This is a genomic window from Planococcus sp. SE5232 (assembly GCF_050686535.1).
Lineage (GTDB): Bacteria > Bacillota > Bacilli > Bacillales_A > Planococcaceae > Planococcus.
Window position 1 is genome coordinate 1,425,344 of record NZ_JBOGCP010000001.1, and the last position, 22,023, is coordinate 1,447,366.

At 47.6% G+C, this 22,023-nt stretch carries 24 protein-coding genes; 20 read left to right on the forward strand and 4 right to left on the reverse strand.

Features of this window, described 5'->3' with window-relative positions:
- The first annotated feature begins 42 nt into the window (after nt 1-42).
- The 4 genes from ACRC6Q_RS06655 (at nt 43) to ACRC6Q_RS06670 (ending at nt 2,469) form a co-directional block, all read left to right on the forward strand.
- Entirely contained in the window at nt 43-1,383 is a 1,341-nt protein-coding gene (locus ACRC6Q_RS06655) for a D-serine ammonia-lyase (protein WP_431466096.1), read from the forward strand.
- A complete protein-coding gene (locus ACRC6Q_RS06660) occupies nt 1,384-1,680 on the forward strand; it encodes a hypothetical protein (RefSeq protein WP_223633377.1) in 297 nt (98 codons plus the stop codon).
- Nucleotides 1,680-1,940, forward strand: a complete 261-nt coding sequence (locus ACRC6Q_RS06665; protein WP_431466097.1) for a TIGR04104 family putative zinc finger protein — start codon at nt 1,680-1,682, stop codon at nt 1,938-1,940. The genes ACRC6Q_RS06660 and ACRC6Q_RS06665 overlap by 1 nt, the downstream gene beginning before the upstream one ends.
- A gap of 118 nt (nt 1,941-2,058) precedes the next feature.
- Nucleotides 2,059-2,469, forward strand: coding sequence for a VOC family protein (locus ACRC6Q_RS06670; RefSeq protein ID WP_223633354.1), 411 nt, complete (start codon nt 2,059-2,061; stop codon nt 2,467-2,469).
- A 45-nt stretch (nt 2,470-2,514) separates the two neighbouring features.
- Here ACRC6Q_RS06670 and ACRC6Q_RS06675 read toward each other — a convergent pair whose 3' ends face one another.
- The 3 genes from ACRC6Q_RS06675 to ACRC6Q_RS06685 all read right to left on the reverse strand — a co-directional run bounded on the left by ACRC6Q_RS06675 (nt 2,515) and on the right by ACRC6Q_RS06685 (nt 5,930).
- Nucleotides 2,515-3,195 carry an amino acid ABC transporter permease gene (locus tag ACRC6Q_RS06675; RefSeq protein ID WP_223634862.1) on the reverse strand — a complete coding sequence of 227 codons (681 nt, stop codon included), beginning with the start codon at nt 3,193-3,195 and terminating at the stop codon, nt 2,515-2,517.
- Between the two features lie 12 nt (nt 3,196-3,207).
- Nucleotides 3,208-4,029, reverse strand: coding sequence for a transporter substrate-binding domain-containing protein (locus ACRC6Q_RS06680; protein ID WP_223634860.1), 822 nt, complete (start codon nt 4,027-4,029; stop codon nt 3,208-3,210).
- 236 nt (nt 4,030-4,265) lie between these two features.
- A complete protein-coding gene (locus ACRC6Q_RS06685; protein ID WP_223633351.1) occupies nt 4,266-5,930 on the reverse strand; it encodes an Rqc2 family fibronectin-binding protein in 1,665 nt (554 codons plus the stop codon).
- A 122-nt stretch (nt 5,931-6,052) separates the two neighbouring features.
- On the opposite strand from ACRC6Q_RS06685, the gene ACRC6Q_RS06690 reads away from it, so the two are divergent.
- The 13 genes from ACRC6Q_RS06690 to ACRC6Q_RS06750 all read left to right on the forward strand — a co-directional run bounded on the left by ACRC6Q_RS06690 (nt 6,053) and on the right by ACRC6Q_RS06750 (nt 18,630).
- Complete coding sequence (locus ACRC6Q_RS06690) at nt 6,053-6,322, forward strand: extracellular matrix/biofilm biosynthesis regulator RemA family protein (protein WP_223633350.1); 270 nt, start codon at nt 6,053-6,055, stop codon at nt 6,320-6,322.
- Between the two features lies 1 nt (nt 6,323).
- A complete protein-coding gene (gene gmk, locus ACRC6Q_RS06695) occupies nt 6,324-6,944 on the forward strand; it encodes a guanylate kinase (RefSeq protein WP_223633348.1) in 621 nt (206 codons plus the stop codon).
- A complete protein-coding gene (rpoZ, locus tag ACRC6Q_RS06700) occupies nt 6,944-7,168 on the forward strand; it encodes a DNA-directed RNA polymerase subunit omega (RefSeq protein ID WP_223633335.1) in 225 nt (74 codons plus the stop codon). Before gmk ends, rpoZ begins: the two co-directional genes overlap by 1 nt.
- 74 nt (nt 7,169-7,242) lie before the next feature.
- Complete coding sequence (gene coaBC, locus ACRC6Q_RS06705) at nt 7,243-8,448, forward strand: bifunctional phosphopantothenoylcysteine decarboxylase/phosphopantothenate--cysteine ligase CoaBC (RefSeq protein ID WP_223633332.1); 1,206 nt, start codon at nt 7,243-7,245, stop codon at nt 8,446-8,448.
- A complete protein-coding gene (priA, locus tag ACRC6Q_RS06710) occupies nt 8,438-10,834 on the forward strand; it encodes a primosomal protein N' (RefSeq protein ID WP_223633329.1) in 2,397 nt (798 codons plus the stop codon). Before coaBC ends, priA begins: the two co-directional genes overlap by 11 nt.
- Before the next feature lie 19 nt (nt 10,835-10,853).
- Nucleotides 10,854-11,363: a peptide deformylase gene (def, locus tag ACRC6Q_RS06715; protein WP_223633325.1), complete on the forward strand. Its 510-nt coding sequence runs from the start codon at nt 10,854-10,856 to the stop codon at nt 11,361-11,363.
- Nucleotides 11,360-12,292: a methionyl-tRNA formyltransferase gene (gene fmt, locus ACRC6Q_RS06720; protein WP_223633322.1), complete on the forward strand. Its 933-nt coding sequence runs from the start codon at nt 11,360-11,362 to the stop codon at nt 12,290-12,292. Before def ends, fmt begins: the two co-directional genes overlap by 4 nt.
- Nucleotides 12,289-13,641: a 16S rRNA (cytosine(967)-C(5))-methyltransferase RsmB gene (gene rsmB / locus ACRC6Q_RS06725; RefSeq protein WP_223633320.1), complete on the forward strand. Its 1,353-nt coding sequence runs from the start codon at nt 12,289-12,291 to the stop codon at nt 13,639-13,641. The genes fmt and rsmB overlap by 4 nt, the downstream gene beginning before the upstream one ends.
- A gap of 33 nt (nt 13,642-13,674) precedes the next feature.
- Entirely contained in the window at nt 13,675-14,424 is a 750-nt protein-coding gene (locus ACRC6Q_RS06730) for a Stp1/IreP family PP2C-type Ser/Thr phosphatase (RefSeq protein ID WP_431466098.1), read from the forward strand.
- Between the two features lie 2 nt (nt 14,425-14,426).
- The gene (gene pknB / locus ACRC6Q_RS06735; protein ID WP_431466099.1) at nt 14,427-16,400 is read left to right on the forward strand and encodes a Stk1 family PASTA domain-containing Ser/Thr kinase; all 1,974 of its coding nucleotides are present in this window, start codon (nt 14,427-14,429) and stop codon (nt 16,398-16,400) included.
- Nucleotides 16,401-16,425: 25 nt separating this feature from the next.
- Complete coding sequence (rsgA, locus tag ACRC6Q_RS06740; RefSeq protein ID WP_431466100.1) at nt 16,426-17,322, forward strand: ribosome small subunit-dependent GTPase A; 897 nt, start codon at nt 16,426-16,428, stop codon at nt 17,320-17,322.
- Entirely contained in the window at nt 17,315-17,980 is a 666-nt protein-coding gene (gene rpe / locus ACRC6Q_RS06745; RefSeq protein ID WP_431466101.1) for a ribulose-phosphate 3-epimerase, read from the forward strand. Before rsgA ends, rpe begins: the two co-directional genes overlap by 8 nt.
- Nucleotides 17,977-18,630 (forward strand): thiamine diphosphokinase, encoded by a 654-nt coding sequence (locus tag ACRC6Q_RS06750; protein ID WP_431466102.1) that lies wholly within the window; start codon nt 17,977-17,979, stop codon nt 18,628-18,630. The genes rpe and ACRC6Q_RS06750 overlap by 4 nt, the downstream gene beginning before the upstream one ends.
- A gap of 142 nt (nt 18,631-18,772) precedes the next feature.
- Here ACRC6Q_RS06750 and rpmB read toward each other — a convergent pair whose 3' ends face one another.
- Nucleotides 18,773-18,961 carry a 50S ribosomal protein L28 gene (gene rpmB, locus ACRC6Q_RS06755; RefSeq protein ID WP_049693306.1) on the reverse strand — a complete coding sequence of 63 codons (189 nt, stop codon included), beginning with the start codon at nt 18,959-18,961 and terminating at the stop codon, nt 18,773-18,775.
- A 220-nt stretch (nt 18,962-19,181) separates the two neighbouring features.
- Between rpmB and ACRC6Q_RS06760 the strand changes: the two genes are divergently transcribed.
- The 3 genes from ACRC6Q_RS06760 to sdaAB all read left to right on the forward strand — a co-directional run bounded on the left by ACRC6Q_RS06760 (nt 19,182) and on the right by sdaAB (nt 22,012).
- Nucleotides 19,182-19,544, forward strand: a complete 363-nt coding sequence (locus tag ACRC6Q_RS06760; RefSeq protein WP_223633303.1) for an Asp23/Gls24 family envelope stress response protein — start codon at nt 19,182-19,184, stop codon at nt 19,542-19,544.
- Between the two features lie 18 nt (nt 19,545-19,562).
- Complete coding sequence (locus tag ACRC6Q_RS06765; RefSeq protein WP_223633301.1) at nt 19,563-21,215, forward strand: DAK2 domain-containing protein; 1,653 nt, start codon at nt 19,563-19,565, stop codon at nt 21,213-21,215.
- 134 nt (nt 21,216-21,349) lie between these two features.
- Nucleotides 21,350-22,012 (forward strand): L-serine ammonia-lyase, iron-sulfur-dependent subunit beta, encoded by a 663-nt coding sequence (gene sdaAB / locus ACRC6Q_RS06770; RefSeq protein WP_223633299.1) that lies wholly within the window; start codon nt 21,350-21,352, stop codon nt 22,010-22,012.
- Nucleotides 22,013-22,023: the final 11 nt, after the last annotated feature.

Sequence of the window (22,023 nt, forward strand, 5' to 3'; positions counted from 1 at the left end):
GATGAAATTAACAGCACGAATGACAGAGAGGGGATTTGGATGATGAGTATGGCACAACAGAAATTAAACAGCTTGATCGAAAAATATCCATTGTTGAAGAACATCATTAATTTGAATCCGGTAGTCTGGCTGAATCCGAATCTTCGAAAGATGGCTGACATGTCCGGCCTGCCAGTCGGTCTGGAAGATATGGAGCATGCAGAACAGCTATGGCAGCGGTTTGCACCTTATCTGGCAGCTGAATTTCCGGATACGGCCTCAGAAAAAGGCATTGTCGAATCGCCGCTGCGCGAAATTCCTAACATGAAAGAGCAGCTCAGCGCCAACTATTGCAGAAATCTGCCGGGCAGGCTTTTTTTGAAATGCGACAACGAATTGCCGATTGCAGGATCCATTAAAGCTCGCGGCGGCGTCTATGAAGTGCTGCATCATGCGGAAAAGTTGGCTATGGAAGCGAACTTACTGACAAAAGAGCAGTCTTACGAACAATTTTCATCCGTACGGTTTAAAGAATTTTTCAGCGGTTACTCTATTGGTGTTGGGTCCACGGGAAATCTGGGCCTCAGTATCGGCATCATCAGCGCCAAGCTTGGGTTTCAAGTATCCGTTTATATGTCCGCGGACGCCAAGCAATGGAAAAAAGATCTGTTGCGTGATAAAGGGGCGGAAGTGGTCGAATTCGAAGGGGATTTCAGCGAAGCCATTTTGGCAGGGCGCAAAGAAACACTCGCCAAGCCGGATGCTTATTTCGTGGACGATGAAAAGTCTAAGCACTTGTTTCTAGGCTATAGTGTTGCTGCGTTCCGCCTCAAACAGCAATTGGAGAATGCAAATATCCAAGTGGATGCCAATCATCCGCTCTTTGTCTACCTGCCGTGCGGAGTGGGCGGAGCTCCCGGAGGCATTGCGTTCGGTCTACGGCAGGTCTTTGGTGACGCAGTCCATTGCTTTTTCGTGGAGCCGACCCATTCGCCTGCAGTGCTGATCGGTTTGATGACCGGCGAAAAAGACAAGGTCAGCGTCCAGGATTTCGGCATCGACAATGTCACGGAAGGGGATGGACTGGCGGTCGGCAGGCCTTCGAGCTTCGCCTCGGGCATCAGCGAAAAAACCGTCAGCGGCATCTACACTGTGGAGGATCAGGAGCTGTTTAAATTATTGGCGCTGCTGGCGGACAGTGAAGGCATCTTCGTTGAGCCATCTGCTACTGCGGGATTGCTGGGTCCGTTGAAAATACAGGCGACAGATTACGCCGAAACGAATCAAATCCGCATGTCGGCCGTTAATCACGTCGTCTGGTCAACCGGTGGTGCTTTAGTGCCGAAAGAAGAAATGGATGGATTTTATCAACGCGGAAAAACTTATTTGAGAGGTGCTGAGTAAATGGATTTGTCATGGATCATGATTATACTTGGAGCCGTTCTGGTATTTGGCTACATCGTTTATAATGCTACGGAACAGCGGATAAAAGCATTGGAAACCAGAATCAAGCATGTGGAGAAACTTCTCCAAGACGCTACGCAAGGCCAAAAAATAGCAGAGCCTAATCTCAATGAAGAACTTCGGGAACTTCTGCAAAAAGGGAAAATGGTCGAAGCCGTCAAACGTACGAGACAAGAATTCGGTTGGTCTTTGCTGGAAGCAAAACAATATGTGGATGAATTGAAGACCGGCAACTGATGCAGCGATGTGTAGATTGCCAAACGCCTTTTACCTGGAAGCAAATCAACAAATCAGTATGGCTTGCCTACAAACCCATCACCTGTCCCAATTGCGGTATGCTTCATAAAGTCCAGTTTTTATCGCGCATTCTCGCTTCAATCATGATGGTGGGACCACTTTTTGTATTAAACTTTATTGCTCCTTTTGCAGGCACGTGGAGCTTCATCATCAGTGTGCTGCTTGTCTTGCCTGCAGTTTATTGTTGCTGCCGTCGATAATGCGGTACCGGCTTGCCTGAAAGATCCTCATTGTGGGGATCTTTTTTATTTTGCAGGATATTTGAATCTGGTGGCGAATAATGGTAATAACAAAATCAAAGGAAAGGAGGGAGAAAACATGAGTGTCCAATCCAGCCACATTTTCGTCAATTTGCCGGTGAAGAATCTGGAGCGGTCCAAAGCTTTTTTTGAAGAAATTGGATTTGGTTTTGATGAACAGATGACAGATGAAAAAGGCGCATGCATGATTATCGGACCTTCGATTTACGGGATGCTGCTGACCGAAGAATTTTTCAAGAGTTTCTCAAAAAGAGAAATTGCCGATACCGCAAGCAGCGCGGAAGTGATCACGGCCATTTCGGCAAGCAGCAAAGAAGAAGTGGATCGACTGGTTGACGCTGCGTTCAAAGCAGGTGCTCAACAAGCAAGTGAGAAAATGGATGATGAATTTATGTACCTCAAGAGTTTCAAGGATTTGGACGGCCATATGTGGGAGGTTATTTATATGGCAGAAGAAGCAACGGGATGAACACAAAAAGGCATCCAGGAGATTTTGTCCCGGATGCCTTTTTCTTTATAGATAATCAGCGTAACGTTTTTCAAGATAGTTCTGCAGAATGGTCATCACAGAACAGATGGCCCAGTAGATCAATGCCACCAGGATCAGCATAGTCAACAGATCATATTCACGGGCACCGACAATCCGTGCCTTTTGGAAAATCTCCGGAACGGTGATCATGGCAGCCAAAGAAGAGGCTTTGATCAGGTCCAGGTAGACATTCGATAAAGGAGGCACTGCAATCCGCACAGATTGCGGAAGGATGATGCGGCGCATGGTTTGCCAATAGGTCAATCCCAGCGCAGTTGAAGATTCCCATTGGCCTTTATCCACCGATGCCAGCGAAGAACGGAACACTTCGGCAATATAAGCTGCACTATTGATGGTGAAGCCGATCAAAGCCGCCTGCACAGCTGTAAATTCAATGCCGATAACCGGCAAGGCGAAATACAGCAAGAACAGGATGACCAGTATTGGAACACCACGCATAAAGGAAATATACAGGCGTGCGGGAAATTGCAGAATCTGCAACCGGGAAGTGCGGGCAAGGGAAAGGAAAAAGCCGATGATGATCCCGATGATCATACTGACCATCGATATCAGCAAAGTATAACCAATGCCTTCCAATACGTACGGCAGAGATTCGATAGCTAAGGCAGGGTCAAAAAGCAATCCCCATTCAATGTCATTCATCAGACAACCTCCTGCTTAATTTTCTTCAATATCCGGTTTGACCGAGACATCTGCACCGCCGAAAAATTCTTCTGAGATTTCTGTGATGGTGCCGTCTGCAAGCATTTCTTCCAAGGCTTTATTGACATTTTCAGCAAGCTCGGTGTTGTCTTTGTTCATGACAAGGCCGACCTCGGACGGTGCATATTTGATATCCGGATGAATGGTGATATTCAGCTCAGGAAAAGCTGCAACGCCGAATGTCGATAAATAATAGTCATTCAAGATGACATCCGTGCGGCCGATTGACACATCGCGCAAGTACACTTCATTCGTGGCATTGTCATAGGTCACTTCCTCAGCGCCGTAATCGCGTGCAATTTCCATATAGATCGATGTAGAAGCTCCGGCCGCTTTCTTGCCTTCTAATTCTTCAAGGCTGGCAATGCCGGATAAATCGTCTTTTCGAACAACCGCGGTGCCGTAAGAATGCTTGATCGGCGTTGAAAAGATGAACTCTTCTGCACGATCTTCAGTGATTTCAATATCATTGGCGGCCATATCGATCTGGCCGGTATTGACACTTGTCAGCATTTCGTCAAATCCAAGCTCCGTAAAATCGATATCAAGCTCCAGGCGTTCGCCGAGCTCCCGTACCACTTCAACTTCGAAGCCTGTCAATTCATCGGAATCGGCGTCACGGAAAGAAGTGGCGAGCAAGGTTCCGGAAGTGGCGACAGTCATTGATCCCTGCTCCTGGATTTCATCCCAAGCAGTTTTCGTTTCCTCAGGTGCGCTTTCTTCGCTGCCGCATCCTGCGAGCAGCAAGGTTGCAACGGCACCAGTGGCCAAAAGCATCTTGTGTTTTGTAGCATATGTATACACGTGTAAAGCCCCCTTATAGTTAAGTCCTTTAAGAACATAGCATTTACCACTGGGGAGAGCAATGGGTTGAGCCTAACTTATGAGAAAACTCTTTTAGTTTTTAATATAATTATTATGTAAACAAATAAATCTTTTATGTTAAGAGCGCAAAAAGGCTGTCGCCAAAAGTCATTTTTCATGACCTTTTGGGACAGCCCTTTTAGCTACCGCTATTTCTTCAATTTAATCACAAGTTCTTCGTCCGGTGTGACAAATACCGTTTTCTGTTCGAAATAAATGACAAATCCAGGTTTCGAGCCGTTCGGTTTTTTGACCTGGCGCACTTCCGTGTAGTCGACAGGAACGGAAGACGACTCACGCGCTTTACTGAAGTAAGCGGCGATGGTAGCGGCTTCCAGAATCGTCGTCTCATCCGGGTTGCTGTCGTGGATGATGACGTGTGAACCGGGAATATCTTTGGTGTGCAGCCATGTATCGGATTTAGAAGCTACCTTGAACGTCACATAATCGTTTTGCTTGTTGTTTTTGCCGACAGAAATCGGTGTGCCCGTAGAAGACACATAAGGTTCGACAGAAGGTTTTGTCGGCTTTTTCTTTTTCTTCGACTTTTGGGCTTTCATAAAACCTTGCTCAGCGAGCTCTTCACGGATTTCTTCAATATCAGAAATGCCGGCTTGCTGGACCTGCGACATCAAGGTCTCGAAATACTCGATGTCTTCTGTGGTCTTGTCGATCTGTTCCTGGGTTTTGACTACTGCTGTTTTCGCTTTCTGATAGCGCGAATAATAGCGCTGCGAGTTGTCGATCGGTGTTTTCCGTGGATCCAAAGTGATGGTCACTTTTTCATCGTTGTAGTAATTGTCGACTTCAATTTCCTTCATGCCTTTAGTGATGCGGTGAAGATTGGCCATGATCAATTCGCCGTTTAATTGAAGCGTGTCGCGTTTTTCTGCCTGATCTTGTTCTTTCTTCAATTTCTTCAACTTCAGTTTCAGTTTGGAAATTTCATTTTGCAGCCATCTTTCCAGATCACCGGCCTGTTGTTTGACGCGATCGCGTTCCGCCTTGGCATAATACATCCGGTCGAGCAATTCGCCGAGTGATGGAAATTCCAGCCCGCTCTCGCCGATATGGGTCAGGGGAGTGGCAGAGAAGAAGCTTTTGCCGTCATGCTCCACATAATGGCCTGTCGGTTGGGCTTTAAGGAAATCCGCCAGAAAGGCGTTGGCAGTTTCGGATTTGTTATCCGAAGTTTCCAGGCGAAAGGCAAGTTCCCGTGCATTCAATGGAGAAAAGCCGGAAAATTGGCCGACGATTTCTTTCGGATCGGTGCCGGCTAATTCATCGACCCCACTAAACGGGTCTTTTTTCTCCTGGGACGGTGGGAAGACATACGGCTGCCCAGGCAGAATGGTGCGAAATGAATTGACGCTCGGCGGCAAATGCTTCAGGCTGTCGAGAATCATCGTCCGTTCTGCGTCGATCAGGATGACATTCGAATGCCGTCCCATCATCTCGACATGCAGTTCGCGTTCGATGTCATCGCCGATTTCGTTTTTTGCTTTGATCTTCAACATGATCAGACGGTCCATCCCGTATTGGGAAATCTCTGTGATGACGCCGCCTTCGATATGCTTGCGAAGCAACATGCAAAACATGGGTGGTTCTGACGGGTTGACGTTTGCTGCGGCCGTCAAATGAATCCGTGAATAAGACGGGTGGATCGAAATCAACAATTTATGGTTTTTTCCTTGGGCACGTATATGTAGAAGCAGTTCAAGCTGATTGGGCTGATGAACTTTTGAAATCCTGCCGGTGACCAGCTGTTGCAGTTCGCTAGTCATCGATTTTGTGAATAATCCATCAAATGCCATTAAATATCCCTCTTTCAAATCGTTTTGTTCCATCTTATCATTTTCTCGGTGTATTATGATATAATAAGACAGTTAGTTAGAAAACGAAGAATAATGATCAGCTGTGAACGGTGGTGAGGAGTTTGGCGAAAAACGTGAAGTTTATTTCACTTGGCGGAGGCAACGCAGTTTCGGTCAGCCGGATTGTGGCAGTCATTACACCAGATTCTGCACCGGCAAAGCGGCTAATTCAGGAATCGCGCAGCAGAGGATTGCTGGTTGATGCGACCAGCGGGAAAAAAACCAGGTCGATTTTTATTATGGACAGTGACCATGTGGTGATTTCTGCGGTATCTGCAGAGACAGCGCTCTTGCGTTTAGAAGAAAATGATGATGAGGCAAATGAGGGATAAAATGAGAAACCAACGTGGACTGCTGATCGTCCTATCAGGGCCTTCGGGTGTTGGCAAAGGCACGGTACGAAAAGAGCTGTTCTCACAGCCGGATACAAATTACGAATACTCCATCTCGATGACGACAAGAGCGCCACGGGAAGGGGAAGTTGATGAAGTCGATTACTTTTTCAAGACACGGACTGAGTTTGAAGAATTGATCGAACAGGATCAACTGCTTGAATACGCGGAATTCGTCGGGAATTATTACGGTACACCGCTTGAGTATGTCAACAAGATGCGGGATGCGGGCCGTGATGTATTTCTGGAAATCGAAGTGCAGGGGGCAGCTCAAGTCCGTTCGAAAGTTCCTGATGGCTTGTTCATCTTTTTAGCGCCACCGAGTTTATCGGAGCTGGAAGAACGGCTGGTGGGCCGCGGCACGGAATCGGATGAAGTCATCGCTTCCCGGCTGTTGGCTGCCCGCCAGGAATTGGAAATGATGAATTTATACGATTATGTTGTAGAAAACGATGAAGTTGAAAATGCCTGTGACCGAATCAATGCCATCATCATTGCAGAACATTGCAAGCGTGAACGTGTTGAAAAACGATATTTTGATATGCTAAAGGAGAATGTCTGATGTTATACCCATCCGTTGATAAACTGAAAAGCCGAATTGATTCAAAATACTCGCTGGTGGCGCTTGCTTCTAAACGCGCGCGCCAACTGCACGAACACGGTGATGAAAAACTGGACTCATATACTTCAACAAAATCGGTCGGAAAAGCACTGGAAGAAGTGGCTGCCGGCGTGTTAACGCAGGAAAAACAAGATGAATTTGCAGTATACGAAGACGAAATTTAACCATTAATCGCAACAGACGACTCCCAGAGCAAACTTGTTCTTTGGGAGTTTGTTGTTTAGAAAGGGTGTTTGGATTGTTGGAGAATCGTAAAATCCTATTGTGTGTCAGTGGAGGAATTGCTGTCTATAAGGCTGTTGCACTTGTCAGCAAGTTGTCGCAGGCCGGCGCTTCCGTAAAAGTGATCATGACCCGTTCGGCGCAGCAATTTGTGCAGCCGTTGACGTTTCAGGTCATGTCCAGAAACGATGTCTACACAGATACATTTGATGAAAAGGATTCTTCTGTCATCGCACATATCGATCTCGCGGATTGGGCAGACCTGATCATCGTAGCTCCGGGGACCGCCAATGTCATCGGCAAATTAGCAAACGGCATCGGTGATGATATGGTCACAACAACGTTACTGGCAGCAACAGCCCCTATTTGGATTGCTCCGGCGATGAATGTCCATATGTATGACCATCCTGCGGTGAAGCGCAATATCCAGCAGCTTCATGAAGACGGGATCCGCTTTATCGAGCCATCCGAAGGCTTTTTGGCCTGTGGATATGTCGGCAAAGGCCGCTTGGAAGAACCGGAAAAAATTACGGAGCTGGTCAAAGGGTTTTTTACGCGTGAACATAAATTGGCAGGCAAAAAAGTGATTGTGACGGCAGGACCGACACGCGAGCGAATCGATCCAGTCCGGTTCCTGACGAATTTCTCAAGCGGCAAAATGGGTTATGCCATGGCCGGTGCAGCAGCGGAAATGGGTGCAGAAACCATTTTGATCAGCGGACCGGTTTCATTGCCGGTACCGAGCGGCGTCACCCGGATACTGGTGGAAAGTGCAGAAGACATGCTTCAGGCAGTCGAAGCCCAATTTGATACGGCAAGTTACGTCATTAAAACTGCGGCAGTAGCCGATTACAGGCCCATAACGGTTGCCGAGCAGAAAATGAAGAAACAGGAAGGCGGTTCGACCATCGTTCTCGAACGGACAGTCGACATTCTTCAGCATCTTGGCCAACACAAGAAAAATCAGGTGTTGATCGGTTTTGCGGCTGAAACCAACGACGTCGGACAATACGCCAAAGATAAATTGGAACGGAAAAACGCAGATTACATCATCGCCAATGATGTAACAGAAGCACAGGCAGGATTTGAATCGGATACAAACCGGGTGACGGTCTACGGCAAAAACGGCTTTGAACAAGCTTTTGAACTGATGTCCAAACAACAACTGGCGCGCGAATTGCTTGAAATGATCACGGATAAGGAAGAGCCGCATGATAGCTGAAGTCATTGTGGACGTCGCCGCACATCCGATTGACCGCCCTTTTGATTATGCCATTCCGAAAGAAGTGGAAGTGCTGGCAGAGCCGGGAATGCGTGTAAAAGTGCCGTTTGGCAACCGCAAAGTGCTTGGGTTCATCACCAAGATCAAGCCGTTCTCAGAGTTTGATCCGAAACGCCTGAAACCGATCCATGAACTGATGGACGTTGTGCCAGTATTAAATGAAGAGTTATTGAAAATGGCACAATGGATGAAAGAACAGACCGTGTGCTTTGAAATTGACGCGCTGCAGGTCATGGTGCCGGCAGCATTGCGTGCAAAATACGAAAAACGCTTTGTGCTGAACGCACCGCTTGAAGAGATCGCTGCTCCCTTGCGTCCATATTTTGAAAAACGGTCCTTTATCCGGTTGCAGGATGCAGTGGATGTCTATGGCTTGTTGAAGCAGGAAATGGAAAAAGGCACGATCCTTGCTGATACGGATATCCAGCAGCAGACCGCTGTGAAAAAAGTCCGGATGATCCATATCGCTGACAGCACCGAACAGCTGGAAGCCATTGAAATTCGAGCCAACGCCAAGCAGCAGCTCAAGCTGATGGAATTTTTCCTGAAAAATGCAGGCCGTTCGATCGAATCTTCGCAACTTCAGAAAGAAGCAGCCGTGTCATTGCCGACGATCTACAGTTTAGTGGAAAAAGGAGCGGCACAGATTTCCAATATGGAATCCTACCGGGATCCGCAATTGCAGACAGTGATTGAGCAAAAGTCCTCACTCCAACTGACAGGAGCGCAGCAAATTGCTTTTGATTCGATTGAAAACGCGCTGAATACACCGAAAACGTTCCTATTGCATGGCATCACAGGGAGCGGGAAAACGGAAATCTACCTGCAGACGATCGATCAGGTGCTGAAGCAGGGCAAAGAAGCGATCATGCTGGTGCCGGAAATTTCATTGACGCCCCAAATGACGATTCGCTTTAAAGAGCGTTTTGGCGATCAGGTGGCGGTTCTCCACAGCGGATTGTCGGCTGGCGAAAAATACGATGAATGGCGAAAAATCCAACGCGCAGAAGTGAAAGTTGTTGTCGGGGCCCGTTCAGCCATTTTTGCGCCGTTTCAGAACCTGGGTTTGATCATCCTCGATGAAGAGCATGAATCGAGCTATAAGCAGGACGATTCTCCTCGCTATCACGCCCGCGACATGGCCATTTGGCGCAGTGAGCACCATAATTGCCCGGTTATTCTGGGCAGCGCGACACCTTCGCTGGAGTCATATGCACGTGCACAAAAAGGCGTCTATGAATTGTTGGTGCTGGAAAAACGGGCAAAAAATCAGCCTTTGCCAGAGGTCCATATTGTCGATATGCGGGAAGAGCTGCGCACCGGCAACCGGTCCATGTTTTCGCTGCAATTGGCGGACGCTATCCGAGACCGTTTGGAGAAAAAGCAGCAAACCGTGCTGTTCCTCAATAAACGGGGCTATTCGTCGTTTGTGCTATGCCGTGATTGCGGAACTGTCATGCAATGTCCGAACTGTGATATTTCCCTGACGTACCACCGGTCGAGCGAAACCATGAAATGCCATTATTGCGGCTATGATGAACGCGTACCGAAAACCTGTCCGGAATGTGAAAGTGAGCATATCCGGTTTTTCGGAACCGGTACACAGAAGGTCGAGGAAGAGCTGGCAAAAGTGGTGCCGGAAGCACGGGTTCTTCGGATGGATGTCGACACGACCCGCAATAAAGGGGCCCATGAGAAAATCCTTTCCGCTTTCGGCGATGGCAAAGCAGATATCCTGCTGGGCACTCAAATGATCGCAAAAGGACTGGATTTTCCGAACATCACTTTAGTTGGCGTGCTGTCGGCAGATACGACCCTGCATTTGCCCGATTTCCGCGCGGCGGAAAAAACCTATCAGCTGCTGACACAGGTCAGCGGCCGTGCCGGAAGGGATATTCTTCCCGGCACAGTTTTTGTCCAGTCGTACACACCGGAACATTACGCCATTACGTTGGCAAAAGACCAATTGTATGAACCTTTCTATGAACAGGAAATGGCCATGCGCAGAGCAAGCGGCTACCCGCCGTATTATTACGTGGTCAACATCCAGTTTACCCATGAAGATTTGATGACAGTAGCGGAATATGCGGATCAAACGGTCCGGTACCTGAAGAACCAGTTGTCTCCAAACACCTTGATCATCGGGCCTTCGGCCTCGCTGATTGCCCGTGTCAACAATAGATATCGCTATCAATGTTTGATAAAATACAAAAAAGAACCGAAACTGACCGATACGATGCAGCAATTGATTAAAATCCATCGGACGGAATGGCTGAAAAAAGGAGCCACGCTGTCGATCGATATGAATCCGACATCGGTCATGTAACAGAAAAGAGGAAATGAATATGTCAATTCGAATGGTAGTAAAGCACCCGAACGAAGTATTAGAGACGAAATGTCAGCCTGTCACGACTTTTGATAAGAACTTAGCGGTTCTTTTGGACGATATGCATGAAACGATGATTGAATCGGATGGCGTCGGCATTGCCGCACCTCAAGTGGGGGTGGCAGTCCGTGCCGCTATCGTGGATTTCCGTGAAGGCCAGGAGCCGATTGAAATGATCAATCCGGAATTGGTGCTGTTTGAAGGAGCGGAAACGGATATTGAAGGCTGCTTGAGCTTCCCTGGAATATTCGGCGAAGTAGAACGCTATGACCACATCAAAATCAAAGCGCAGGAGCGCGACGGTTCTTGGTACGAGCTGGAAGCGGAAGGCTACGAAGCCCGCGCGATCCAGCATGAAATGGATCATTTGGATGGCATCCTGTTCACCAGCAAAATCACTAAATACGTCACGCAGGAAGAATTAGATGAAATGATCCGCCAGCAGGAAGAAGAGGAGGAACAGGTTTGACCAAAATCATATTCATGGGAACACCTGCCTTTTCGGCACCGATTCTGCGTATGCTGGTCGAGGAAGGCTACGAAGTCGTTTCAGTCGTAACGCAGCCGGACCGGCCTGTCGGACGCAAAAAAGTGATGACGGCGACACCGGTGAAAGAAGAGGCGATGCGTCTCGGATTGCCGGTGTACCAGCCGGAAAAACTGAAAAATCCGGAAGAGCTTCAGCACGTCCTCGATCTGGATGCGGATTTGATTGTCACAGCAGCTTTTGGACAGATTTTGCCGAGCGAGTTGCTGGAAGCGCCCAAACTGGGTGCGATCAATGTCCACGCATCGCTGCTTCCGGCATACCGCGGAGGCGCACCGATCCATCAGGCCATCATGGATGGCCGAAAAGAAACCGGCGTCACCATCATGTATATGGTGGACCGTCTGGATGCGGGAGACATCATAACGCAGGTAACCGTGCCGATCGAAGAGCAGGATCACACCGGCAGCATGTTCGATAAATTGAGCGTTGCGGGGCGTGATCTCCTGAAGGAAACCTTGCCATCGATTATTGCGGGTACGAATAAACGCATTCCCCAGGACGAACAGAAAGTTACCTACGCGCGGAATATTTCACGTGAGCAGGAGCGCATCGACTGGTCGAAATCAGCCGCAGCCATTTACAATCAGGTTCGCGGCCTCCATCCGTGGCCGGTCGCCTATACGACTTTCAACGGCGACAATATGAAGATCTGGTGGACGGAAAAAGATTCGTCAACTGCAAGCGGCCAAGCAGGCCAAGTGGTCGGACTGACTGATGATGCTATATTGGTACAGACCGGCGAAGGCGTTTTGGCCATCACTGAACTGCAGCCATCCGGCAAAAAACGCATGACAGCAAAAGAGTATTTAAAAGGACCTAAAATCCAGGCAGGAGATCTATTCGAATGAAAAACAAAAAACTTCAAGGGAATGTCCGCGACGCCGCATTCTCGATTCTGTGGGCAGTTGAAAACAAACAGGCCTACAGCAACCTATTGCTGCACCAAACTATCGAAAGCTATGGCATTGCCGCAAAAAACAGAGGCTTGCTGACGGAAATCACCTACGGCACGCTGCAGCATCAAATGACACTGGATTACTACCTGGAACCGTATTTGAAAGGGAAAATCGAGCCATGGGTTAAAACCTTGTTGAGATTGTCCCTGTATCAAATCGTCTATCTTGACCGGATTCCGGCACATGCAGTCGTCCATGAAGCGGTGGAAATCGCTAAACGCCGTGGGCATGGCGGCGTCGCTTCTGTCGTCAACGGCGTGCTGCGTTCAGTTCAGCGCAACGGCGTCCGTTCGTTCAATACAATCAGCGACCCATATGAAAAAATTTCCATTGAAACGAGCCATCCGATTTGGATGATCAAACGCTGGGCAGAGCAGTTCGGTCTGGAAAAAACACGTGAAATGGCGTTGGAAAACAACAAGACACCTTCGCAGACCGTGCGGGTCAATACGGCACGGGCAACTGTTGAAGAAGTGATTGAAATGCTCGAGTCCGAAGAGTTGGAAGCGGTGCCGAGTAAATTGATTCCGGAATGTCTGATCGTCACAAATGGACAGCCTGCACGGACGGCGACATTCGAAAAAGGCTTTATCACGATACAGGATGAAAGCTCGATGCTGCCGGCATACGCACTGCAGGTCCAACCCGACATGACGGTGCTTGACATGTGTGCAGCACCGGGAGGGAAAACCACCCATATCGCTGAAAAGATGAACAATAGCGGAACGCTTTATGCGCTTGACCTGCATCAGCATAAAGTGAAACTGATTGATGAAACGGCCGAGCGTTTGGGCCATACGGTCATCGAAACTGTAGTGGGCGACGGCAAACAAAGCGTCGAGCGCTTCGGTGAAGAGAAATTCGACCGCATTCTTGTGGATGCACCTTGCAGTGGATTGGGTGTCATCAAGCGGAAACCCGATATCAAATATACGAAAAAAGAAGAGGATTTTGCGCGTTTGCAAGAAATCCAAATTGAATTGCTGGACCAGGCAGCCCGGTTATTGAAAGAAGATGGCATCCTTGTCTACAGTACCTGCACAGTGGATGCAGTCGAAAACAGAGGCACGGCTGAACGGTTCTTGAAAGAGCATCCTGAAATGGAAAAAATTCAGGCGGCATTGCCGGCAGCTATGGGCATCAAACATACAGGATTTGTCCAAGTATTCCCCCAGGATTATGGAAGCGACGGCTTTTTCATTGCGGCTTTCAAAAAGACCCAAAAGACAGCAACTGCTTAAAGCAGGAAAAGATTAGAATCGGGGTGTCATGAATTGTTTCAGTATGTGGTTGAAAGTGATACAGGCAAAATTCGTGAAGTGAACGAAGACAGCGTAGCCGTACTAAAACGTCCGAACGGACTCATCCTCGCTATAGTGGCCGATGGGATGGGTGGACACAAAGCTGGAGATGTCGCCAGCAAAATGACTGTCGACCAACTGAGCAATTATTTTTTGGAGGACGGGGAAGAGGCATTTTCAACGCTCGATCACAAGAAAAAATGGCTTTCCGACCGTGTACAGATGATTAACCGATCGGTGTATGACCACTCGATGGAGAATCTGGAATGCAAAGGTATGGGAACCACGCTGATTGCTGCATTGATTGAGGGCAATGAAGGCATTTTATGCCATATCGGCGACAGCCGTGCCTACCTCATCAATGAATCGATCGAACAGATTACGCGGGACCATTCCTATGTCAATGTGTTGGTGGACAGCGGGGAAATCAGCCAGGAAGAAGCCGAAGAACATCCGAAGAAAAACTGGATCGTCCGGGCGCTTGGCACTGAAGCCGAGATTGAAAGGGAAATGATCGATTTCTCCTTTGGCAAAGCTGCGTACCTCTTGATTTGTTCAGATGGCTTAAGCAATAAGATTTCGAAAGAAGAACTTGCCTCCATCGTCCGATCTGCAGTTCCTTTGTCCCAAAAAGGGCAGGAGCTGGTAACCTTGGCCAATGATCTTGGAGGAGAAGATAATATTTCATTGATTCTTCTGTCCTCTGTGGATGAGGAGGTATAAACATGCTGATCGGCAAAAGCATCAATGGCCGCTATAAGATCAAGGAGTTGATCGGCGGCGGCGGAATGTCCAATGTGTATTTGGCACATGATATGATTTTGGATCGGGACATCGCCATCAAAATACTCCGTTATGATTTTTCTAATGAAGAAGAGCTGCGGAGGCGTTTCCAAAGAGAGGCCCTGTCCACCACCAGCTTGGCGCATCCGAACATCGTCAATATTTTTGATGTGGGCGAAGACGGTTCAGTGCATTACTTGGTGATGGAATATGTTCCAGGAAAAACCTTGAAGGATTACATAATCGACCATTCACCGGTTTCCCCTGAACGGGCAGTCGAGATTATGAAGCAATTGGCATCGGCATTGGCACATGCCCACCATAACCAGATTGTCCACCGGGACATCAAGCCGCAGAACATTCTGATGGATGCGGAAGGCAATGTGAAAATTTCCGATTTTGGTATTGCGATGGCTTTAAGTGCAACATCCTATACCCAGACAAATTCTGTGCTGGGAACTGTCCATTATTTATCGCCAGAGCAGGCGCGAGGCGGTACCGCCAATAAAAAATCCGATATCTATTCACTCGGAATCGTCATGTACGAATTGATTACAGGGAAGCTGCCGTTTTCAGGCGAGTCGGCTGTGTCGATTGCCTTGAAGCATCTTCAGACGGAAACCCCTTCTTTGCGGGACACGGTCCCCGACCTGCCGCAAAGCCTTGAAAATGTCGTCTTGAAAGCGACTGCAAAAAATATACAGCATCGTTATCAGTCCGCAGATGAAATGGAAGAAGATCTGGCTACCGTTTTATTGCCGGAACGGCTAAATGAACCAAAATTCACAATCCCTGTCGACCAGGATGAAACGCGGGCGATGCCGGCAATCAAAGATCCAGCGGCTTATACCAGTGTGGCAGATACAAAAACGATGCCGTTGCCGCTGAATGAAGTGAAAAAAGAACAGGCAACCCCTGCGAAAAAGAAGAAAAAGAAATGGCCTTGGATTTTAGGTGTTTTGGCTTTTCTGCTGATTGGCGGATTGGTTCTGGCCATCGCTTTTCCTGGCCTGTTCGAACCGAGGCAAGTCGCTGTACCGGATGTTTCAGAGATGGAGCATAACGAGGCGGTGGAAGAATTGCAGGCAGCCGGCTTTGTAGCCGGAGTGGAGACCGAGGAATATTCGGAAGAAATAGAAGCAAACCACATTATCCGAACGATTCCGGAAGCTGGGAAAATGCGGGATCGTGAAACAGAAGTGCAATTGTTTGTCAGCATGGGGAAAGAAAGAGCGGAAATGGCCGATTTTGTCGGTGATACGCTAGAAGAGGCTACCGAAGCTTTGAAAGATGAAAATTTCGCATCAGTGGAACCTGTAGAAGAGTTTTCTGACGAGCCCGTGGGGACTATTTTAAACCAGGAACCGGCAGCTGGAGAAGAAGTGATCATCAGTGAAACGGATGTGGAATTTATCGTCAGCAAAGGGAAAGACTTGCGCAATGTGGAGGATTTAGCCGGGTTCACAGAAGAAAACCTGAATGAATATGCCCGTTCTTCCGGCTTTAATATCCGCATTGTCTCAGAACAGGCATCGGATGAAGTCGAAGCCGGACGAGTCATGTCCCAGACCCCTGCTGCAGGCGAACAACTGGAAGCCCGCAGCACCATTGAAGTGGTCTTGTCCTCCGGCGAGGCAGAACAGCCGATGAAAACCTATATCCATACAGTGGAGATTCCTTATGAACCGGCTGAACCTGCGGCAGAAGGGGAAGAGCCTGTGGAGCAAACCGTCCAGATTTATATTCAGGACAATACCCAGACCATGGTGGAGCCGTTTGAGGAGTTTACAATAACTGAAGATCAGTCTCATCGCATTGAATTGCAAATAGCCGAAGGTGAAAGTGCCTCTTATCGGATAGTCCGAGATTCGACCGTGATACTCGAAGAGACTTTTGAATACTCGAACGTCGAATAAAAACAGCAGCGAAAGGAATGAAAAGATGCCGAAAGGTCAAATCAGAAAAGCATTGAGCGGATTTTATTATGTATTGGATGAAGATGGCGAACGTTACATTCAATGCCGTGGGCGCGGAGTTTTCCGCAATCGCCAAATCACGCCTTTGGTCGGGGATTACGTCGATTATAAAGCCGATAATGACTTGGAAGGAACAATCCTGCACGTCTATGAACGGAAAAATGAGTTGGTGCGTCCGCCAATTACGAATGTTGATCAGGCAATCCTGGTGTTTTCAGCCAAGCAACCTGATTTTCATCCCTTATTATTGGACCGCTTTTTAACAGCTATCGAATCCAATTCGATTCAACCCATCATTTGTCTGACAAAAATGGATCTCTTGGAAGAGTCGGAGAAAGAAAAAATTCAACACTATATAAAAGATTATGAGAAGATCGGCTACGAAGTGATTCCGACTTTCATTGATGATCCAGCTTTAAAAGACCGTCTGATGCCAGTTCTTGAAGGCAAAATCAGTGTGTTGGCAGGCCAATCCGGAGTCGGCAAGTCGACTTTGCTGAATACCATCTTGCCGTCATTGGAGCTGAAGACGGACGATATCTCCAAAGCGTTGAACCGAGGTAAGCATACGACGCGGCATGTGGAACTGATTGCCGTGAACGATGGCTTATTGGCCGACACGCCAGGCTTCAGTTCGTTTGACTTTGAAACGATGGAGCGGGAAGAACTGTCCGCATGTTTTCCGGAATTCGCTTCACGTTCCAATGCCTGCAAATTCCGTGAATGCCTGCATATGAACGAACCGAAATGCGCCATCAAAGCTGCCGTTGAGGCAAAGGAAATCCCGGATTACCGTTACAAGCATTACCTGAAATTTCTAGAAGAAATCATGAGCCGAAAGCCGAGGTATTCAAATGATTAAAATTGCACCGTCTATTCTAGCAGCAGATTTTGCGAAACTTGGAGAAGAAGTTTTAGAAGTGGAAAAAGCAGGAGCGGATTGGATCCATGTCGATGTCATGGACGGCCATTTCGTACCGAATATTTCATTCGGGCCGATTGTTTTAAATGCGATCCGGCCATTAACCAAATTGCCGATGGATGTCCATCTGATGATTCAAAACCCGGATCAATACATTGAGGAGTTTGCAAAAGCCGGCGCTGACTTCATCACTGTCCATGTAGAGGCCTGCCCTCATTTGCATCGGACCATCCAATTGATCCGGTCGTTTGGTGTCAAGCCGGGTGTCGTCTTGAACCCCCATACGCCGATCGAAACGATTCAGCATGTTCTTGAAGATATCGACTTGGTCCTGTTCATGACCGTTAATCCAGGCTTTGGCGGACAGAAATTCATCCATTCGGTTGTACCGAAAGTCAAACAACTGTCTGACATCATCAAAGAGAAAGGCCTGTCCATCGAAATTGAAATTGACGGCGGCATCAATGAAGAAACTATCATACCGTGTGCAGAAGCGGGAGCGACTGTCTTTGTAGCAGGTTCAGCCATCTACAGTAAAAAAGACCGGACGCAAGCGCTACAGGCAATCAGGAAAGCAGGAGAAGAGGCGATTTCGTGAACGTCATTCTAATCGCAGGAGGTCCGGCAGGTGAACTGCCGGATTTCTCTTTTTTTCCGGAAGCCCTCTATATCGGAATCGATTCCGGGACGCTCGTCCTGTTGGAAAAAGGGATTCATCCAACGGCAGCGGTTGGTGATTTCGACTCGGTGACAGCTGAAGATTATGAGAAGATACTGGCGATCTTTCCTGAAATGGCACGCTCCCCCTCAGAAAAAGAACAATCCGATACAGAGCTGGGGCTTGAGGTGGCAATGTCGCATCAGCCGGAACAGGTCATACTGGCCGGAGTGACAGGCGGGCGGCTGGACCATTACATGAGCGCCTTGCATATTGTGTATCAGTACCAGCAGGAATATCCCGACACCCGTTTTCTCCTGTTGAATAACCAGAACCGCATCCGTTTCCTGAGTCCAGGCACGCATGCCGTTGAAAAGGATCCGCATTACCGCTACGTATCCTTTTATCCTTTTGCTGAAGAAATAAAAGGGTTGACCTTGACTGGATTTAAATACCCTGTCACGAATGAAGCCATTCCTTTCGGCACGACACGCTTTGTCAGCAATGAACTGCTGGGAAGTGGAAGTGTGGCCATCCAGAGCGGCCAATGCCTCATGATGGAAAGTTCAGACGCTCAAAAGCTTCCTTAAAGTAAATAGAAACAGGCAACGAGAAGATAATTCTTTTCGTTGCCTGTTTCTATTTTAGTTGAATCAACATGTGCATGTTCTTCTTTAGGCAACGAAAAAATGCCGGGCTGATTAGATCAGCACCGGCATTATCGATGAGCGATTAAACGCGCTCAACTTTTCCTGATTTCATTGCTCTTGCAGAAACCCATACACGTTTCGGCTTGCCGTCTACAAGGATGCGAACTTTTTGAAGGTTTGCTCCCCATGTACGTTTTGTCGAATTCATTGCGTGCGAACGGGCATTTCCCGCACGAGCTTTACGTCCACTAATTGCACATACTTTAGGCATGTAAGTCCCTCCTCACAAGTGAAGCTGAAAATTATAATAGAATTCCAGTTCGTTTTTCGTTTCACATACTTTAATAATTTACCACAGACATATTGGGTTTGCAACTATATTTGGGGGTGTTTAAAGAAAAAAACCTTTACACCCTCAAACGGCGGCTTTTCTTCTATAAAGGTTTAAGGTAGAATGAAAAGAGTGAAATAGGACTCAAGGAGGAATTTCAATGTCGATTGAATTAAAGAACGAATATGGTCAAATCGATATTTCCAATGATGTAATTGCTCAAATAGCAGGCGGTGCCGCAATTGAATGCTACGGGATTGTAGGCATGGCGACGAAACATCAAATACGCGACGGCCTGACGGATATCCTTCGCAAAGAAAACTTCGCTAAAGGAGTTCTTGTGCGCCAAGAAGGCGAAGATTTGGTGGTAGACATGTATGTCATCATCAGCTATGGCACGAAAATTTCCGAAGTGGCTTATCAAGTCCAGTCCAAAGTAAAATATACGATTAACAAAACATTGGGTATGTCAGTTAAAGCAGTAAACATTTTTGTCCAGGGAGTTCGTGTAACGAACCCGTAGGAGGAGGAAGAAACGGTTATGAAGTCATTAAACGGAGTGAAGTTCGCGGAAATGGTACAGATGGGATCCCATCATCTTTTTCAAAATGCGGATTATGTAGATGCACTAAATGTTTTTCCGGTCCCTGATGGTGATACGGGAACAAATATGAATTTATCAATGACTTCTGGAGCGAAAGAAACAACCGCTCAAGCAGAAGAGCATATCGGCAAGACAGCAAGCGCTCTTTCCAAAGGGCTGTTGATGGGAGCACGCGGAAATTCGGGCGTTATTCTTTCACAGCTATTTAGAGGCTTCGGCAAATACATCGCGTCAGAGCCGGAATTGACAGCGCTTAAGTTTGCAGAAGCTCTTCAGCATGGTGTCGAAACAGCTTATAAAGCAGTCATGAAGCCGGTTGAAGGTACAATTTTGACAGTCGCAAAAGATGCGGCTGCCAAAGGCATGGAAGCGTCAAAAACGGAAGAGGATATCATCGTTTGGTTTGAAGCTGTCGTTACAGAAGCAAAAGCTTCTTTGGAGCGGACGCCAGACCTCTTGCCTGTCCTAAAAGAAGTGGGCGTCGTCGACAGTGGTGGGCAAGGCCTTGTCTATGTTTATGAAGGCTTTCTGGCTTCATTGAAAGGTGAAGAGCTTCCAGAGAAACACGCACATAATTCAATGACGGATCTGGTCAGCGCAGAACACCACAAGAACATCGCCAGTTTTATGGATACGGCCGATATTGAATTCGGTTATTGCACGGAGTTTATGGTGAAGTTCGAAGATGGCAAAAAAGAGTTTAACGAAGCTTTATTCCGTTCTGATTTGAGTGAGTATGGGGATTCGTTGCTGGTCATCGCGGATGACGAGATTGCGAAGATCCATATCCATTCGGAAGAACCAGGAAAAGTGCTTACATATGGCCAGGACTACGGAAGCTTGATCAGCATGAAAATAGAAAATATGCGCCAGCAGCATATCGATATTGTCGGCGAAGACTTCCAAAAAAATGCGCCAAAACAAGAAGCCGTTCACCCTTATGCCGTCGTGACGGTTGCAATGGGCGAAGGAATCGCTGAATTGCTTCGCAGCATCGGCGCATCGTATGTCATCGAAGGCGGACAGACCATGAACCCTTCGACGGAAGATATCGTCAATGCGGTCAAGTCGATTGGTGCGGAACGTGTACTGATTTTGCCGAACAATAAAAACATCATCATGGCTGCAGAACAGGCGGCTGAACTTTTGGATATCGAAGCGGCTGTTGTGCCGACAAAAGATGTGCCCCAAGGCATGTCAGCATTGCTGGCCTTTAATCCTGGCGCATCCGTGGAGGACAATCAAGCTGCCATGGCGAGTGCTTCAAAACACGTGAAGTCAGGTTCAGTGACATTTGCGGTCCGTGATACATCAATCGACGGAGTCGGCATCAAAAAAGATGACTTCATGGGCATTTCCGAAGGCAAGATCGTAGTCTCTGACCGCAGCCTGGAACGGGTAACAGAAGAACTGGCTAAAAAACTGGTGGACAGTGAAGCCGAAATCGTGACGATCCTGTTTGGAGAAGACGTTACAGAGGCGGATGCTGAAAAACTGGGTGAATTCATCGAATCGCTCAACAGCGAAGTTGAAGTCGAAATCCATAACGGCAAGCAGCCTTTGTATCCGTTTATACTTGCTGTAGAATAGTTTTTATGCTCAAATGAATAGTCTGAAATTAAAGTTGAGGCGCATACGAATGTATGCGCTTTTTTATTTTTGTTTAATATGCCGAAATCATGTAAACTATTGGTATACGTAACCGAAAGTGAGGGGTTTGAGCCATGAAGTTCAAATCTGTTTTTGATATAATCGGTCCAGTCATGATCGGACCATCTTCTTCGCATACTGCGGGAGCAGCCCGCATCGGAAGAGTAGCGAGGGATTTATTTGGTAGACAGCCGGAATGGGCAAGAGTACATCTTTATGGTTCATTCGCGGAGACTTATAAAGGGCATAGCACGGATGTCGCCATCATTGGAGGCTTATTAGATTACGATACCTTTGATGAGCGCATCAAAACCTCGTTTGAGGAAGCGCAAAAAGCAGGTATGTCCTATGAATTCATTCCTGAAACGGGACATGTCGACCATCCGAACACAGCGCGCATCGTCATTGGGGACCAAGAATCCGAGATGTCGATGATGGGCATTTCAATTGGCGGCGGAAAAATCGAAATTACAGAGTTGAATGGTTTCCCGCTTCGTTTATCGGGTAATCACCCGGCCATTCTTGTTGTTCATGAAGACCGTTCAGGCTGCATCGCGAATGTCGCGAACTGCCTATACAAATATGACATCAATATCGGGCATATGGAAGTGTCCCGTAAAGAAAAAGGGCATATGGCGCTGATGGTCATCGAAGTGGACCAAAACGTGGATAAAGAAGTGATGGATGAATTGACGGAACTTCCGAATATCACGCAGGTGACAAGAATCGCCGATTAAATTGGAGGGTT